Raw genomic sequence first — 16,033 nt, 5'->3', positions numbered from 1 at the left:
AGGCACCACGAAGGCAAGGGCATCAGACGCCGTGGAAGCGGCGGGGCGGGGCGGTGACCAGAAGATGGCGGAGACGACAGCTGTTTCCGGAGGTCCCGAACCGGCAGCGGACTCGGGCCCCTGGGACGCCGTACCGCCGCCGCCCGTGCGCCAGCCCGTCGAGGAGCACCCGCCCGGGCCCGCCGCGCTGTACGAGCCGCCGCCCGCGCCTCCGGTCGCACCTCCGACGTCCCCGGTGGCGCCCCCGGCCCCGGTCCCGGCCCCGGCTGCTTCGGTGCCGGCGGCTCCCATGCCGCCCGCGCCGCCGGCCGCGCCCACCGGATGGACCCTCACCGGCCTGCCCGCCGCGGGCGCTGCCTCCCCGGCCGTTGCCGCGGCTCCCGCTCCGAACCCCGGGGGACTGGGCGCTGCGCCGCGCGGCCGGATCCTGGTGATCGAGGGAGGCTACGGCAACGCCGGCCGGCGCACCTGGGGCCGGGGCGGCCCGGCCCAGGCGCCGGTGCTGTCGGCGATGCTGGCCGCCGTCTCGCCGCAGGTGCTGCTCGCCGCGGACGCGGTCGACGCCGTCCACCTCCCCGGTGCCAGCGACCCGCACACCGTGCTCGCCCACCTGCGCGCCGCCTCCCGGCACCCCGGGCCGTTGCTGGTCCACCTGGGCGGGCACGTCGTCGCGGACAAGCGCGGCGGACAGCTGCAACTCACCCTGCGCGACTCCAAGCAGGACGGCCTGCCCTGGCAGGCCATCGCCGCCGAACTGAGCCACCGTCCGGTCGAGTGGCAGACCCTGGTCATCGCCGACCTGAGCGCCGACCAGAACGCCTGGCCGTACCTCCAGGGCACCGTCTCGCCGCTCAGCGAGGGCATCCCGCTGTGGGCGGTCGTCAGCCCGGACCCGGAACAGATCGGCACCTTCACCCGCGCCCTGATCGAGGCGCTGCACGGCGGCCGCCCGGGTGCGGGCGACGTGCTCGCCCCCGAGCAGCTGCGTCAGCAGGTGTACTCGGTGCTGCGGCCCGACGTGGTCATCCTGGCCACCCACACGCCGGACCGGCCGGTCTTCCGCAACACCGCCCGCCGGGGCGAGGCCCAGCCGGCGGACGTGGTGCTGCCGGTGACGGACGCGCGGCCCCTCGCGGACGCGGCGCCGACCGGTTCGGCGCCCCCCGAGCCCGCGTCGGCTGCGGTCCCGCCGCTGCCGTGCCAGGCGGAGCCGCGGGACGCCGTGGTCGAGCGGGCGCTGGTGGCCGCGGCCCAGGTGCCGACCACGCCGGTCGGCGGCCCGGTGAGCCTGATCAAGCCCGGCGTGCCGCCCACACCGCCCCGACCGGCCAAGCCGGTCAGCCTGCTGAAGGCGGGCGAGCAGGCGACGGAGACGCCGTCGAGTGTGAGCCTGCGCAAGGCGGTTCCCGTCGATGCGGTGGCGCCGGCAGCGGACGCCGCACCCTCGGCCGGCGTCACGCTGCGCAAGGCCCGGCCGGAGGCCCCGGAGACCGAGGCCGTTGCCTCGTCGGCGGTCGCCGAGGACGGGAGTGCCGTCGAGTCCGTCCCGGTCGTCGAGGACCTCGTCGACGTCACCGAGGCGGGTGACGAGGTTGCGGACGAGGCCGTGGACGAGGTTGCGGAGAACGCCGCGGACGAGGTTGCGGAAGGGCCCCGGGATGCCGTCCCGGCTGACGCCCAGCCGACCGAGCAGGCGCCGCAGGACCAGGTGCCGTCCGACGCGGTGCCGGCCGACGAACCGCCCGCACCGGCTGAGGCCGTCGCCACCCCGGGGGCGGACAGCCGCGACTCCGGTGCGCCGCGCGAGGACTACCGCGAGGTCATCGGACGGATCGTCCGCAGTGCCGACGCCGGGGACCACGCGGCCGCCACCGACCTCGCCTTCGCCCTCGAACTGGAGGCGATCGCCGAACACGGCGCGGTCTCCGAGACGGTGCTCCAGGTGCGTCAGGTGCGCGCTCACGTGTGCCGGCTCGCGGGTCGACCGGCCGACGCGGCCGAGATCTACCGCGAGGTGGCGATGACGCTGCTCCGCTCGCAGGGCGCGGACCACCCGGAGACCCAGCGGGCGGCCACCAACGCCGAGGCCTGCTGGCGTTCGATCACCGACCGGGCGGAGGCCATCCGCATCGCCCCGGAGATCATCGAACTGCGCGCCTTCCTCCCGGGCCCCGACAACCGCAAACTCCGGGCCGCGGAGCGCTACTTGACCCAACTGGCCGCCGCCCCGGCCCCGGCCGACCAGGCCTGACAGAGCGCGCTCGCGGCCAAGGGGCGCCGGCCCAGCGGCCCAGCGGCCCAGCGGCCCAGCGGCCCAAGGGCCCAGCGGCCCAAGGGCCCAACGGCTCAAGAGCCGGCTTCTGGTCCCCCGGCAATTGCCGAACAGCTGACAGCGAACAGAAAACAGCGAACGGATAACAGATTTTGAAATCTGTTATCCGTTCGCTGTTACTTGTCAGCTGTCAGCTGGCAGTCGCCAAACGCCAGCGACCACACACCGACCGAGCCATGACTGCTTACTGCTCGTCACCCTGGCTGTCGTCATCGCCCTGCACGTCGCCCGCGATCGCGTGGACGAACTTGGTGCCGTCGATGGTGCCGAGGCCGCTCGCGAGGTCGTAGCCCTCGGTGGCGTTGTAGCCGGTGACGTTGCCCCAGCCGTTGTCGCCCTGCTTGACGTCGACGATGCCGCTCCACTTGCTCGGGAGCATGCTCAGGCCGTACAGGCTCGGGTTGAGCTGGCCGAGGCGGTGGCCGGCGAGCTGGTCGGCGAGCGCGACGATGCCCGAGAACAGCGGGGTGGCCTCGCTGGTGCCGCCGGTGAGGTGCCAGCCGACCGCGGTCGGGTCGTAGGACTCGTAGGTCCAGGCGGCGCCGTCGACGGCCGCGCTCATGCTGATGTCGGGCGTGCCGCGGTGGTTGCCGGTGACGTCCGCGACGCCGGCCTGGTACCACGGGCGGCCGAAGATGCCCGACACGCCGCCGCCGCCGGCGCCGGACTTGTCGTGCCACACCTTGTCGGCCGCGGTGCGGTTGCCGTTGTCGTCCAGGGTCAGCTGGGTGCCGCCGACGGAGGTGACCAGCGGGTCCGAGGACGGCCAGGAGTTGACCTTGAACGGGTACAGGTCGGTGCCGTTGGACTGCGAGTCGGTCGCGCCGTTGTCGCCGGAGGCGCCGAGGACGGTGACGTTGCGCTCGGCGGCGGCCTTGAAGGCGTAGCGCAGGTCGGTCAGCGACTTGAAGTCGCCCTTGTCGTAGCCCGGGAAGGTGTTCTCGGTGGCGCCGAAGCTCTGCGAGATGACGTCGCCGACGCCCTTCTTGATGAGGTCCTTCTCGGCGTCCATCATCTCGGGCAGGCCGGTGGTGCCCTCGGTCTCGGCGACACCGGTCTCGACCAGGACGATGTGCGCGTCGGGGGCGATCGCGTGGGCGTACTCGACGTCCAGGGTGGTCTCGCCGGCCCAGCCGGTGTGGTCGGGGTTCTTCGGGTCGAAGGCCGGGACGTTGCCCCACTTCCTGACCTCGACCTGGGTGTCCTTGAGACCCCACTGCTTGTCGAAGACCTCCAGGTCGTGCTGGATGGTCGGCGAGCCGAAGGAGTCGACGATGACGATCGTTCGGCCCTTGCCGGTGATGCCCTCCTTGTACAGCGGGGCCAGGTTGTACGCGGCCTGGTACTGGACGGGCGAGTAGCAGTGGATGCCGATCTGGCTGACGCACTGGGTGGTGCTCAGCGGCGCCGGGCGGGTGGTGGCGAGGTGGTGGCCGAAGGAGGCCGGGCGGACGTGCACGCCCGAGAGGTCGTGCGCGGGGGCGGCGGTCGCGGTGCCGACGGCCGGGACGGCGATGGTGCCGGCGGTGAGGGCGGTGGCCCCCACGGCGAGCAGAGCCAGGGCACGGCGGAGGGTGGCGGGGCTGCCCATGGGACTCCTTGGGACGCAGAGGGCCCGACCAGGTCCGGTCGGGTCGGTTTGGACATCCCATCGAGCGCCGCATGATCATGCCATAGTCATTTGGTGGGGTCGTCCGACCAGGCGCATGGTCATGATCGGCCACGCGAAAAGGTAAAGGCCGCCCCAGGAAAGGGTAACCAAGCACCTGGGGTGGCCATGTGATGACGCGTCAGTAATATTCAATGAATATTAACCGTATCTACCCAGCACCCACCCACTTCAATCCCGAGCCCCCGCAGCACCCCGGACGCTGAACACCTCGGACCCCCGGAGCCGCCGGAGCGACCGAAACCGCCCCGGCCGCCGGACCTACCGGGCCCCGCCGTTGACGTACAGCGTCTGCCCGCTCACGTACGAGGCCTCCTCGCTGGCCAGGAAGACCACCACCGAGGCGATCTCCTCCGGCTGCCCGACCCGGCGCAGCGGCGTGCGGGCGGCCACCTCGGCCTGGTGATCCTCGGCGGTGGCGCCGACCCGCTCGGCGGTGGCCGCCGTCATCGCGGTGGCGATGTACCCGGGGGCGACGGCGTTGACGTTGATGTTGAACGGCCCGAGCTCGATCGCCAGGGTCGCGGTGAGCCCCTGGATGCCGGCCTTGGCGGCCGCGTAGTTGGCCTGGCCCCGGTTGCCGAGCGCGGAGCGCGAGCTGAGCGAGACGATCTTCCCGTACTTCTGTGCCACCATGTACTTCTGCGCCACGTGGCTGCAGTTGTACGCGCTGGTCAGGTTGACGGTCAGGACGGTGTCCCAGTCGGCCTTGGGCATCTTGAAGAACAGGTTGTCCCGGGTGATCCCGGCGTTGTTCACCAGGACGTGCAGCCCGCCGAGCTCCTCCACGATCCGTGCGAACGCCGCGTCGACGGCCTCGTAGTCGGCCACGTCGCAGCCGTAGGCCCGGGCGGTGCCGCCCTTGGCGGTGATCTCGGCGACCGTCCCGGCCGCCCGTTCGGCGGTCAGGTCGACCACGGCGACCGTCGCGCCCTCCTCCGCCAGCCGGCGGGCGGTGGCCGCGCCGATGCCCTGCGCCGCGCCGGTCACCACGGCGATCTTCCCTGCGAAACGCGCCATCTCAGTTCCTCCGCTCACTGGAAACGAAACTCCGTCAGACGTTCTCGACCAGCACGGCCGTACCCTGCCCCACGCCCACGCACATGGTGGCCAGGCCGCGCCGGGCGCCGGTGCGGCGCATCCGGTGCAGCAGGGTGGTGAGGATGCGGGCGCCCGAGCCGCCGAGCGGGTGGCCGAGGGCGATCGCCCCGCCGCTCGGGTTGACCACCTCGTCGGCCCGCTCCGGGCTGAACCCGATGCCATCGGCGGAGGCCAGCGCCTGGGCGGCGAAGGCCTCGTTGATCTCGGCGGTGTCCAGGTCGGCGAGGTTCCACCCGGCCCGCGCGAGCACCTTGGCCGTGGCCGGCACCGGGCCGATGCCCATGACGTCCGGGTGCACCCCGGCCGAGGCCCCGGCCACGTACCGGCCGAGCGGCTGCAGCCCGAGGTCGCGCAGCGCCTCCTCGCTGACCAGGACCAGCCCGGCCGCGCCGTCGTTCATCGGCGAGGCGTTCCCGGCGGTGACCGTGCCGCCCGGACGGAAGGCCGGCTTGAGTCCGCCGAGCTTCTCCAGGCTGGTGTCCTCGCGGATGCCCTCGTCCCGGGTCACCGTCACCCCGTCCGGCCGCTCGACCGGGATCAGTTCGGCGTCGAAGTGCCCGTCCTTGCGCGCGGCGGCGGCCCGCTGGTGGCTGCGCAGCGCGAAGGCGTCCTGGCGCTCGCGCCCGATGCCGTACCGGCTCGCCACCTCCTCCGCGGTCTCGCCCATGCTGAGCACGCCGTGCAGTTCGGCCATCCGCGGGTTGGTGAGCCGCCAGCCGAGCCGGGTGTCGTGGGTCTCGATCCGGTGCGGCAGCGCCTCGTCGGGGCGGGGCAGGACGAAGGGCGCGCGGGTCATCGACTCGCAGCCGCCGGCCAGCACCACGTCGGCCTCGCCGGAACCGATGGCCCGGGCGGCGAGGGTGACGGCCTCCAGACCGGAGGCGCAGAGCCGGTTGACGGTGGCTCCGGGGACGGTCTCCGGCAGGCCGGCCAGCAGGACGGCCATCCGGGCGGCGTTGCGGTTGTCCTCGCCGGCCTGGTTGGCGGCGCCCCAGTAGACGTCGTCGATGCGGGCGGGGTCGAGGGCGGGTACGGCGGCGAGCAGGGCGCGCAGGACGGTGGCCGAGAGGTCGTCCGGGCGGACCGTGGCGAGCGCTCCGCGCAGCCGGCCGATGGGTGTGCGGCGGGCTGTGGCGAAGTAGACGGGACGCACGTCGTGCTCCTTGTCGAGAGGGTGGGATGCGTTCGCGGATGTCAGAAGGCGTTGACGCCGGTCAGGGCACGCCCGATGAGCAGTTGGTGGATCTGGCTGGTGCCCTCGTAGAGGGTCATGACGCGGGCGTCGCGCAGGTACTTGCCGACCGGGTACTCGTCGATGAAGCCGTAGCCGCCGAACACCTGGAGCGCGTTGTTCGCGGCCCGGACGGCGGCCTCGCTCGCGTAGAGCTTGGCGACGGAGGACTCGGTGGCGAACGGCAGACCGCGTTCGATGTGGTCGGCGACCTTCCAGGTGAGCAGCCGGGCGGCCTCGACGTCCACCGCGATGCCGGCCAGCAGTTCCTGGACGAGCTGGTGGGAGGCGATCGGCTTGCCGAACTGCTCGCGCTCGCCCGCGTAGCGGACGGCGGCCTCCAGGCAGGCGCGGGCGATGCCGACGCAGCCGGCCGCGACCGACATCCGCCCCTTGGCCAGGGCTGCCATCGCCACCGTGAAGCCCTTGCCGACCTCGCCGAGCCGGGCGTTGTCGGGCACCCGGACGCCGTCCAGGGCGAGTCCGGCGGTGGCCTGGCCGCGCAGGCCGAGCTTGCCGTGGATCTCGGTGCGGTCGAAGCCGGGCAGGTCGGTGGGGACCAGGAAGGCGGTGATGCCCCGGTGGCCCTGCTGCTCGGGTTCGCTGCCGCCGGTGCGGGCGAAGACCAGCGCGACGTCGGCCCAGGTGCCGTTGGTGATGAACGTCTTGGCGCCGGTGATCAGCCAGTCGTCGCCGTCGCGCACCGCCCGGGTGGTGAGGTTGGCGGCGTCCGAGCCGGTGCCGGGCTCGGTGAGGGCGAAGCAGCCGAGCGCCTCGCCCGAGGTCAGCCGGGGCAGCCAGTGCCGCTTCTGCTCCTCGGTGCCGAAGCCGTTGATCGACTTGCCGACCAGTCCGAGCGAGACCGAGACGATCCCGCGCACGGCCGAGTCGCCGCGCCCGAGCTCCTCCAGCACCAGGCAGTAGGCGAGGTGGTCGCCGCCGCTGCCGCCGTACTCCTCGGGGATGGTCAGGCCGAGGAAGCCGACCTTCCCGAGCTTGCCGATGATCGCGCGGTCCACCGACTCGGCGCGGTCCCACTCGGCGGCGTGCGGCGCGATCTCGCGGTCGGTGAAGGCGGCGGCGAGGTCCCGGACGGCGCTCTGCTCCTCGGACAACTCCAGGTTCACGGCGGCTCCCGACTCCCGACCGATGGGCGGGACGCGATTAAACTAGCGCTGCAAGTTTTACGAGGGGACTGTAGCCCCGGTGGGCCCGCCCTGGGAAGGGGCACCTGCCAGAATCGGTCCCCACCCACCCGACCGGGGGAAACCGGCCGGAGGAAACGGAGGAAGTCGCCGCGATGGCCCGCCCGCGCACCCCGCTGCTCAGCCGAGAGCGCATCGTCGCCGCCGCCCTGCGGCTGATCGACGACGAGGGCCTGGACGCCCTCTCCACCCGCCGCCTCGCCACCGAGCTGTCGGTCAGCGGGCCCTCGCTCTACAACCACTTCGCCACCAAGGACGAACTGCTGGACGCGGTGGTGGACAGCGTCATCGGCGAAGTCGACTTGTCGATGTTCGACGGCGTTGCGGGCCCGGGCGCCGGCCCGGGCGCCGGCTCCGGCCTTCCGACCGGGCCGAGCATCCCCTGGCCGGAGGCGCTGCGGGCATGGGCCCGCTCCTACCGAGCCGCGCTGGCCGCCCACCCCAACATCGTCCCGGTCCTCGCCCAGGGCCCGGGGCGGCGGCCCAACGCGCTGCGCCTGGCCGACGCCGTCTTCGGGCACCTGGTCGAGTCCGGCTGGCCGCGCGGCCAGGCCACCCGGATCGGCGCGCTGATGCGCTACTTCGTCACCGGCTCCGCACTCGCCTCCTTCGCGGCCGGCTTCCCGGCGGACGCGGAGGTCTACGACGCGGCCGACTACCCGCACCTCGGCGAGGCGCACCGGCTCGCCGGGCACCGGGGGACGGTCGACGAGGGCGCCTTCGAGACCGGGTTGGAGGCGCTGTTGGACGGACTCGTCCTGCGCTTCGAACGCCTCGCCGCACGGTCGTCCTAGTGTCCGGGGCTCCGGTGCTCCGGCGTCCTACCAGGGCTCGCGGGCCAGGAAGGCCGGCCGCTGCTCCGGGTCCACCGGGTCGTAGTACCGGTGGTAGACCGGCGTCAGCCCGCCGGAGACCGGGGGCACGATCCAGCTCCAGTCCGCCGGGGTCGGGCGGCCGAGCCGCCGTTCCCGGGCGACGTGCTTGAGGAAGCGCTCCGACTCGGTGTGGTGGTCGGCGATGGTCACCCCGGCCTCCTGGAACGAGTGCAGCACCGCGAGGTTGAGCTCGACCAGGGCGCGGTCGCGCCAGAGCGTGCGATCGCTGGAGGTGTCCAGGCCCAGCCGCTCGGCGACGGTGCCGAGCATGTCGTAGCGGCCGGCGTCGGCCAGGTTGCGGGCGCCGATCTCGGTGCCCATGTACCAGCCGTTGAACGGCGCGGTGGGGTAGCGGACGCCGCCGATCTCCAGCGTCATGTCGCTGATCGCGGGCACCGCGTACCAGCGCAGCCCGAGCTCGGCGAACCACCCGTGCTCGGGGTGGCTGAGCGGCACCTCCAGGGTGGTGTCGTCCGGCAGCTCGTACCAGTGCGGGCGCTCGCCCGGGCTTTGCTGGACCAGCAGCGGCAGCGTCTCGAAGCGGTCCTCGGCGCACTTCCAGCCGAGTCCGCGGGCGCGGGCGGCGAGTTCGGTGCCCGCCGGGTCACCGACCACGGCGCCGTCGACCCGGTGCCCGGCGTAGCGGACCAGCTGCTGGTTGAGGATCCGCGCGGCCGGGCGGCCCGGGCGGTCGGGGGCGAACACCGAGACCACCGGGCGGATCCGGCCGCCGTTGCCCGCCAGCCGAAGGTGCTCGAAGCACTCGGCGGCGATGTCGTCGGCGGTGGACAGGTGGCGCAGGTCGCGGACCACCAGGCTGCGCCAGTACAGCCGGCCGATGCAGCGGGCGGCGTTGCGCCAGGCGAGCTTGGCGCCGTAGACGAGTTCGGCGGGGGTGTGCCGGTAGGTGCCGGTGCGGTCGATCTCCTCCGAGACGGCGCGCAACCTCGGCTCCGGGTCACCGGCGGCGGGCTGCTCGCGGTGGCACTGGCGGATGAACTCGGCGGCCCGGTCCGGGTCGGTGAACGGCGTTGGCGCGGCGGGCAGTTCCCGGGCCGCCGGGTGCGGGGCCGGTTGCTGCGGGGTGGGTCGTTGCGGGGCCGGTTGTTGGGCGGCCGGCGGCTGGGGCGTTACGGGCTGGGGCGGTACGGCCTGTGCGGACGCGCCCGGTGCGTGGGGCGGGTGGGCGTGGGCGTACGGACAGCCGCCGCTCGGGGCGACGGCGGTTCTGCGGGTGCGGAGCCGGTCGAAGATCAAGGACACATCCCTCCTGTCGCACAGGAGTACCGGAGGTGGCGGACCCACCGCAGGGAGTGGACGATTCGGCCCCCGCCCCCGCGCCGAGCGCGCTAGGGTGCGGGGGCCGAAGGTCGGACGGTCGGACCGGCCGATGGACGGACCGGTCAGCCCATGTCCTCCAGCCGGACGCCCTTGGTCTCCTTCATGAACTTCGCGACGAAGACGATCGACAGCGCCGCGAAGGCCGCGTACACCAGGTAGGTCGCCGAGAGGTTCCAGCGCGAGAGCGACGGGAACGACACGGTGATCACCCAGTTGGCGATCCACTGGGCGGAGGCGGCGACGGACAGCGCGGCGGCGCGGACCCGGTTGGGGAACATCTCGCCGAGCATCACCCAGACGACCACGCCCCAGGACATCGCGAAGAACAGCACGAAGGCGTTGGCGGAGATCAGCGCGACGGTGCCCTGGAGGTCGGGCAGCGAGACGTTGTCGCCGGAGCCGGTCGCGGAGGAGAACGCCCAGCCGGCCGCTGCGAGGGTGACGGCCATGCCGGCCGAACCGATCAGGGCGAGCGGCTTGCGGCCGATCCGGTCGACCAGCAGGATCGCGATCACGGTGCCGAGGATGTTGATGACCGAGCCGATGAAGCTGATCAGCAGCGAGTTGCTCTGGTCGATGCCGACGGACTGCCACAGGATCGACGAGTAGTAGAAGATCACGTTGATGCCGACCAGCTGCTGGAAGACCGACAGGCCGATGCCGACCCAGACGATCGGGAGCAGGCCGAAGCGGCCGCCGAGCAGGTCGCGGAAGCGCGGGCGGTGGTCGGAGGCGATCAGCGACTGGATCTCGGCGATCCGGGCGTCGGTGTCGATGCCCTCGCCCTCGACCTCGGTCAGTACCTTGCGCGCCTCGTCCAGGCGCTCGGCCTGGATCAGGTAGCGCGGGGACTCGGGGATCACCGAGGACAGCACGAAGTAGACCACGGCCGGGACGACGCAGATGCCGAGCATCCACTGCCAGGCCTCAAGGCCGAGCAGGTGGCCGCGGGTGTCGCCGCCGGCGGCGTCCGCCAGCACCCAGTTGACCAGCTGGGATATCGCGATGCCGAGCACGATCGCGGCCTGCTGGAAGGAGGCCAGCCGGCCCCGGTACTTGGTCGGCGCGACCTCGGCGATGTAGGTCGGGGCGATCACCGAGGCGATGCCGATGGCCGTGCCGCCGAGGACGCGCCACAGGGCGAGGTCCCAGGGGGAGAAGGGCAGCATCGAGCCGACGGCGCTGACCGCGAACAGCAGCGCGCCCGCCTTCATGACCTTGATGCGGCCGTAGCGGTCGGCGAACCGGCCGGCCAGCGCGGCGCCGACCGCCGAGCCCAGCAGCGCCGAGGAGACGATCAGGCCGGTCTCGCCGCTGCCGACCCCGAACTTCCCCTGGATGCCGGAGACGGCGCCGTTGATCACGGAGCTGTCGTAGCCGAACAGGAAGCCGCCGAGGGCCGCGGCGGCGGTGATGAAGACGACGAAGCCGAGGCGGCCGGGCGCGGTGGCCTCGGCCGCCCCGGAGGGCTTCTGGGTGACGCTCACGATCTTGACTCCTGGTACTCAACGCTGAGCTCGGTAGCCGAGATCGTAACCCCTATTCGTTCAAGCCTTGTACACGGGGAGGGTCAAGTTCTGCTCGGGGAATTCGTAAGGTGAACAAGCAAATTGAGCCTCCCGTGGCGGCCGCCCGAACCGGTGCGGGCGCTCCGTGCCGTGACTCCGGTGTCGGTGCCGTGACTCCGGAGCCGTGGCTCCGGCTCCGTGGCTCCGGTGCCGTGGTTCACGCCGGGGCGGACAGCGAGAGCCCGAACCGGTTCCCGGGGTCGGTCCACCAGTGGGTCAGTCGCAGTCCGGCCGCCCTCAGCTCCCGGGCCACCCGCTCCCGGCGGAACTTGGCCGAGACCTCGGTGCGCAGCTCCTCGCCCCGCTCGAAGTGCACCGGCAGGTCCAGGGCCGGGATCTTCACGGTCTGCGAGCGCAGCGAGCGCAGTCGCATCTCGATCCACTCCTGCTCCGGGTCCCAGAGCGCGACGTGCTCGAAGGCGGTCGGGTCGAAGTCGGCGCCCAGCTCGCGGTTGAGCACGTTGAGCACGTTGAGGTTGAACTCGGCCGTCACCCCGGCGCGGTCGTCGTACGCGGCGACCAGCACCGCCGGGTCCTTGACCAGGTCGGTGCCCAGCAGCAGGAAGTCGCCCGGGTCCAGGGCGGCGCGCAGCCCGCGCAGGAAGGCGGCGCGCTCCGTCGGGAGCAGGTTGCCGAGGGTGCCGCCGAGGAAGGCGACCAGGCGGGGGCCGCCCTCCGGGGGCAGGCCGAGCCGGGCCGTGAAGTCGGCCAGCACGCCGTGCACGGCCAGCCCGGGGTACTCGGCGGCGAGCGCGGAGCCGGCCGCGGTCAGCGCGCTCTCGCTGACGTCCACCGGGACGTAGTCCTCCAGGGTGTCGAGCGAGCGCAGCGCGTCCAGCAGCAGCCGGGTCTTCTCGGAGGAGCCCGAGCCCAGCTCCACCAGGGTCCGGGCCCGGGTGGCGGCGGCGATCTCACCGGCCCGGGCGGTGAGGATGGCCCGCTCCGCGCGGGTCGGGTAGTACTCGGTCAGCCGGGTGATCTCCTCGAACAGCTCGCTGCCCCGCGCGTCGTAGAACCACTTCGGCGGCAGCCACTTGGGGTCGGCGGTCAGGCCCTGTCGAACGTCCTGGTGCAGGGCGGTGCTGAAGTGGTCGGCGGGCAGCAGTCGGGTGAGATCGAATGTGTCCATGACAGGGTGGTCCTCTGTTCAGAAGATGAAGGGAGAGTGGTGGGTCAGAAGTGGCTGGTGCCGGGCAGCTGTCGGACCTGGACGCTCCCGGCGCCGGCCAGCAGCAGGGAGCCGTCCGGGACGGGCGTCCAGCCAGGGTCGTCGTCGTACGGCTCCGAGGCCACCACCGTGCCGAGGCCGGGCAGGCTCCGGTGGTGCAGGGTGTCGCCCCAGGTGGTCGCGGCGAGCGCGGCGCCGTCGGTGAGCAGCAGGTTGAGCCGCCCGGTGGTGTGCGCGGCGACGTCCGCCACCGTGCCCGCGAGCGCCTCGCCGAGGTCCGCACCCCGGCGCAGGCGGTGCAGGGTCAGCGCCCACAACAGGGCCGAGTCGCTGCGGGCCTCGAGCTCCAGCAGCTCGGCGGGCGGCAGCAGGGCGGCCAGCGCGTCCAGCTTGCCGGGCCAGCCCGCCACCGCGCCGTTGTGGCTGAACAGCCAGCGCCCGGCGGTGAACGGAGCGGCCGCGCCCTCGCCCGCCGCGCAGCCCTCGGTGGCGGAGCGGACGGCCGCCAGCAGCGCCCGGGTGCGGATCACCCGGGCGAGGTCGGCGAAGGTCGCGTCCGCCCAGATCGGCCCGGCCCGGCGGTAGCGCGCGGGCAGCTCGTCGCCGTCCGCGTACCAGCCCAGGCCGAAGCCGTCCACGTTGACCGTCCCGTACTGCTGGATCCGCGGCGCCCAGGACTGCCGGTACAGCGCGTACGGCGGATGCACCAGCAGCTCCTGTGGAGCCACCGGCTCCCCGAGGTAGGCGATGTGACGGCACATCAGGCGTCCTCCAGGCTGCGGGCGGTGCGGAAGCCGGAGAAGATCTGCCGCCGGACGGGGTAGTCCCAGTTGCGGAAGGTGCCCCGGCAGGCGACCGGCGCCACCGCGAAGCAGCCGCCGCGCAGCACCTTGTACTCGGGCCCGAAGAAGACCTCCGAGTACTCCTTGTACGGCCAGGCCCGGAACCCCGGGTAGGGGTGGAAGTCACTGGCCGTCCACTCCCACACGTCTCCCATCAACTGCCGTACGCCGTACGGGGACTGGCCGTCCGGGTAGCTGCCCGCGGCGGCCGGGCGCAGGTGGCGCTGGCCGAGGTTGGCCTGCTCGGGGCCGGGCGGGCCGTCGCCCCAGGGGTAGCGGCGGGAGCGGCCGGTGGCCGGGTCGTGCCGGGCCGCCTTCTCCCACTCGGCCTCGGTCGGCAGCCGCCGCCCGGCCCAGCGGGCGTACGCGTCCGCCTCGTACCAACTGACGTGCAGCACCGGCTCGCTCGGCGGGACGGGCTCGACCGTGCCGAAGCGGCGGCGCAGCCACTGGCCGTCCTGGTGCTTCCAGAACAGCGGGGCGCTCAGGTCGGCCCGCCGGCGGTGCTCCCAGCCGTCCTCGGTCCACCAGCGCGGGTCGTCGTACCCGCCGTCGGCGATGAAGTGCTGGTAGGCGGCGTTGGTCACCGGGGTGGTGTCCAGGAGGTACGCCGGCAGGTCGACGGTGTGCGCCGGGCGCTCGTTGTCCAGTGCCCACGGCTCGGTGTCCGTTCCCATGGTGAACGGGCCCGCGGGGATCAGGACTTCGGTCGGCAGGGTGGCCGCGTCGGCGGGAGCGGGAGGTGGCGGGGGAGCGGCCAGGGCCGGTTCGCCCCGGCGGAGCTGATGGGTGATCAGCATCGTCTCGTCGTGCTGCTGCTCGTGCTGGGCGATCATCCCGAAGGCGAATCCGGCGTCCAGCAACGGTGCGCCCTCCAACGGGCTGGCGGCCAGCAGGTCCAGCACCCGGCCGCGCACGTCGTGGGCGTAGCCGCGGGCCTCGGCGGGCGGTAGCAGCGGCAGGCTGGGACGCTCGGCCCGGGGGTGCTGGAACGCGTCGTACAGCGGGTCGATCTCGGGGTGCAGCGGGTCGCGGCCGCCGACGTTGCGCAGCAGCCAGAGTTCCTCCTGGTTGCCGATGTGCGCGAGGTCCCAGACCAGCGGGGACATCAGCGGGGAGTGCTGGGCGGTGAGGTCGGCGTCCTCGACGCAGTCGGTCAGCGCGGCGGTCCGGGCGCGGGCGGCCAGCAGTTCGGCGGCGATGGTCTCGCGCAGCGCCTCGGTGTCCGTCGGGCCCGTCGGGCCCGTTCCCGGGGCGGCGGGCGGTCGGACGTCGGTCATGGTGCCTCCTCCGGCGGAGTGCGTCGGATGCCGGACCGCAGGGCGTCCAGCTGGTCGTCGGCCGGGCAACGGCCGCGTGCGGGGTAGCGTTCGGCGAACTCGGCGACGGCGGCGCGCAGTCGCCCCGCCCCGGGCTTGCGGCCCAGCGCGGCGTCGGCGGCGGCGAAGCAGGCGAGGGCGGCGCGGCGCAGCTCGGGGTCGGCGACGCCCACGGTGGCGGCCCGGCGCCAGGCCGCGCTGCGCGGCGGGCGCGGGGCGGCGGCGCCCTGCTGCCGGTCGGAGGCGTCCAGCGGTTCCAGGGCGGCGAACACGGCGTCGGCGGCCAACGGGTCGTCCAGCAGCGCGGTGACCAGTGCGGTGACCACCATCCAGCCGTCCCCGGGCTGGGCGTCGATCATGCGCAGCTCCAGGTGTCCGCGCGGGCGTACCGGCGGGAACAGGGTGGTGCAGTGGTACTCCAAGTCGGCGAGCGTGGGCGGGCGTTCGCCGCCGCCGCGGATCCAGTCGCGGAAGGTCAGGTCGGGTGGGGCCGTCCAGGGCAGTCCCTCCGCCCTTCGCACGCACAGCACGTGGGCATCGAGCACGTACTGGGCCCAGGCCTCCCGCGGGTCGCCGTGGTCGGGCTCGGGGGCGAGGGTGCGGGACGGGTCCATCCGGGACCAGACGGTCTGCCGGGTGGACTGGTGGCCGGTCGGCTTGCCGTCCAGCAGCGGAGAGTTGGCGAAGGCGGCGACCAGCACCGGGCCCAGCCGGTGGACCAGTTGCCAGCGGCGTTCGGCCGCGTGCGGACCGTCCGCGTCGCCGGCGTCCAGGCACACCTGCACGGAGGCGGTCCCGGTCATCATGACCCGGCCCCAGGGGCCGGCCGAGTCGAAGAAGCGCTCCATCGCGCGGTAGCGGGGGTGGTCCAGCACCATCCGGCGGGGGCGGGCGAGCGGGTCGGTGCCGGTGCCGGTGAGTCGCAGGCCCTGTGCCGCGAAAGCGGCCCGCAGGGCGGTCAGATCGCGACGGGTGTCGTCGACGCAGGCCAGGAGGCCGGTGGCGGGCGGGGAGCTGAGCTCGACCTGTCCGCCGGGCTCGAGCGTGAGGCGCGAACCGGAGGGGAGCGAGGTGCCATCGGGGCCGCCGAGGGGCAGCGATTCCAGCGCGGCGTGGAGGAGTTCCGGCTGGACGGGACGGGTGGGACATCGGTCGTCGTGGACGAACCACTCGACCTCGACACCCACCAGCCTGGGCGGTCCGATCTTGAAACAGACGCCCGACACGTGGCTGCGCGCCCCCGATTCTGTCAGCGGGGTCACCCCCGTGGGGGGCGGTGGTGCGCTCTGCCGGTCGGGCGGAGTGGTGCGGGATGTCGGTATCACCGGACTCACCGTCCTCGGGATCACGATTGCGGCCCGGTCTACCCTGCCCAGTCTGCT

Annotated in this window: 12 protein-coding genes; 2 read left to right on the top strand and 10 right to left on the bottom strand. The window is 73.4% G+C overall.

Going from position 1 to position 16,033, the window contains the following annotated elements; genetic code table 11:
- The first annotated feature begins 145 nt into the window (after window positions 1–145).
- Window positions 146–2,251: a hypothetical protein gene (locus ACH4J0_RS06230; RefSeq protein WP_396236739.1), complete on the top strand. Its 2,106-nt coding sequence runs from the start codon at window positions 146–148 to the stop codon at window positions 2,249–2,251.
- A 265-nt stretch (window positions 2,252–2,516) separates the two neighbouring features.
- Here ACH4J0_RS06230 and ACH4J0_RS06225 read toward each other — a convergent pair whose 3' ends face one another.
- The 4 genes from ACH4J0_RS06225 to ACH4J0_RS06210 form a co-directional block, all read right to left on the bottom strand.
- Entirely contained in the window at window positions 2,517–3,923 is a 1,407-nt protein-coding gene (locus tag ACH4J0_RS06225; RefSeq protein WP_396236737.1) for a S8 family serine peptidase, read from the bottom strand.
- Between the two features lie 339 nt (window positions 3,924–4,262).
- Complete coding sequence (gene fabG, locus ACH4J0_RS06220) at window positions 4,263–5,021, bottom strand: 3-oxoacyl-ACP reductase FabG (protein ID WP_396236735.1); 759 nt, start codon at window positions 5,019–5,021, stop codon at window positions 4,263–4,265.
- Between the two features lie 34 nt (window positions 5,022–5,055).
- The gene (locus ACH4J0_RS06215; RefSeq protein WP_396236733.1) at window positions 5,056–6,255 is read right to left on the bottom strand and encodes a thiolase family protein; all 1,200 of its coding nucleotides are present in this window, start codon (window positions 6,253–6,255) and stop codon (window positions 5,056–5,058) included.
- A 41-nt stretch (window positions 6,256–6,296) separates the two neighbouring features.
- Entirely contained in the window at window positions 6,297–7,460 is a 1,164-nt protein-coding gene (locus ACH4J0_RS06210) for an acyl-CoA dehydrogenase family protein (protein WP_396236731.1), read from the bottom strand.
- 173 nt (window positions 7,461–7,633) lie between these two features.
- Between ACH4J0_RS06210 and ACH4J0_RS06205 the strand changes: the two genes are divergently transcribed.
- Window positions 7,634–8,332: a TetR/AcrR family transcriptional regulator gene (locus ACH4J0_RS06205; protein ID WP_396236729.1), complete on the top strand. Its 699-nt coding sequence runs from the start codon at window positions 7,634–7,636 to the stop codon at window positions 8,330–8,332.
- 27 nt (window positions 8,333–8,359) lie between these two features.
- Here ACH4J0_RS06205 and ACH4J0_RS06200 read toward each other — a convergent pair whose 3' ends face one another.
- The 6 genes from ACH4J0_RS06200 to egtA form a co-directional block, all read right to left on the bottom strand.
- Window positions 8,360–9,460, bottom strand: coding sequence for a nitric oxide synthase oxygenase (locus ACH4J0_RS06200; protein ID WP_396237463.1), 1,101 nt, complete (start codon window positions 9,458–9,460; stop codon window positions 8,360–8,362).
- A gap of 356 nt (window positions 9,461–9,816) precedes the next feature.
- The gene (locus tag ACH4J0_RS06195) at window positions 9,817–11,241 is read right to left on the bottom strand and encodes a sugar porter family MFS transporter (RefSeq protein WP_396236727.1); all 1,425 of its coding nucleotides are present in this window, start codon (window positions 11,239–11,241) and stop codon (window positions 9,817–9,819) included.
- 238 nt (window positions 11,242–11,479) lie between these two features.
- Window positions 11,480–12,451 carry an L-histidine N(alpha)-methyltransferase gene (gene egtD, locus ACH4J0_RS06190; protein ID WP_396236725.1) on the bottom strand — a complete coding sequence of 324 codons (972 nt, stop codon included), beginning with the start codon at window positions 12,449–12,451 and terminating at the stop codon, window positions 11,480–11,482.
- A gap of 44 nt (window positions 12,452–12,495) precedes the next feature.
- Window positions 12,496–13,251: an ergothioneine biosynthesis protein EgtC gene (gene egtC, locus ACH4J0_RS06185; protein WP_396236723.1), complete on the bottom strand. Its 756-nt coding sequence runs from the start codon at window positions 13,249–13,251 to the stop codon at window positions 12,496–12,498.
- Window positions 13,251–14,612, bottom strand: a complete 1,362-nt coding sequence (gene egtB / locus ACH4J0_RS06180) for an ergothioneine biosynthesis protein EgtB (protein ID WP_396236721.1) — start codon at window positions 14,610–14,612, stop codon at window positions 13,251–13,253. Before egtB ends, egtC begins: the two co-directional genes overlap by 1 nt.
- Window positions 14,609–15,838, bottom strand: coding sequence for an ergothioneine biosynthesis glutamate--cysteine ligase EgtA (gene egtA, locus ACH4J0_RS06175; RefSeq protein WP_396236719.1), 1,230 nt, complete (start codon window positions 15,836–15,838; stop codon window positions 14,609–14,611). Before egtA ends, egtB begins: the two co-directional genes overlap by 4 nt.
- Window positions 15,839–16,033: the final 195 nt, after the last annotated feature.

Source organism: Kitasatospora sp. NPDC017646 (assembly GCF_044329365.1).
Classification (GTDB): domain Bacteria; phylum Actinomycetota; class Actinomycetes; order Streptomycetales; family Streptomycetaceae; genus Kitasatospora.
The sequence above is the reverse complement of the archived record's forward strand: the minus strand, read 5'-3'. Positions and strand labels throughout refer to the sequence as shown.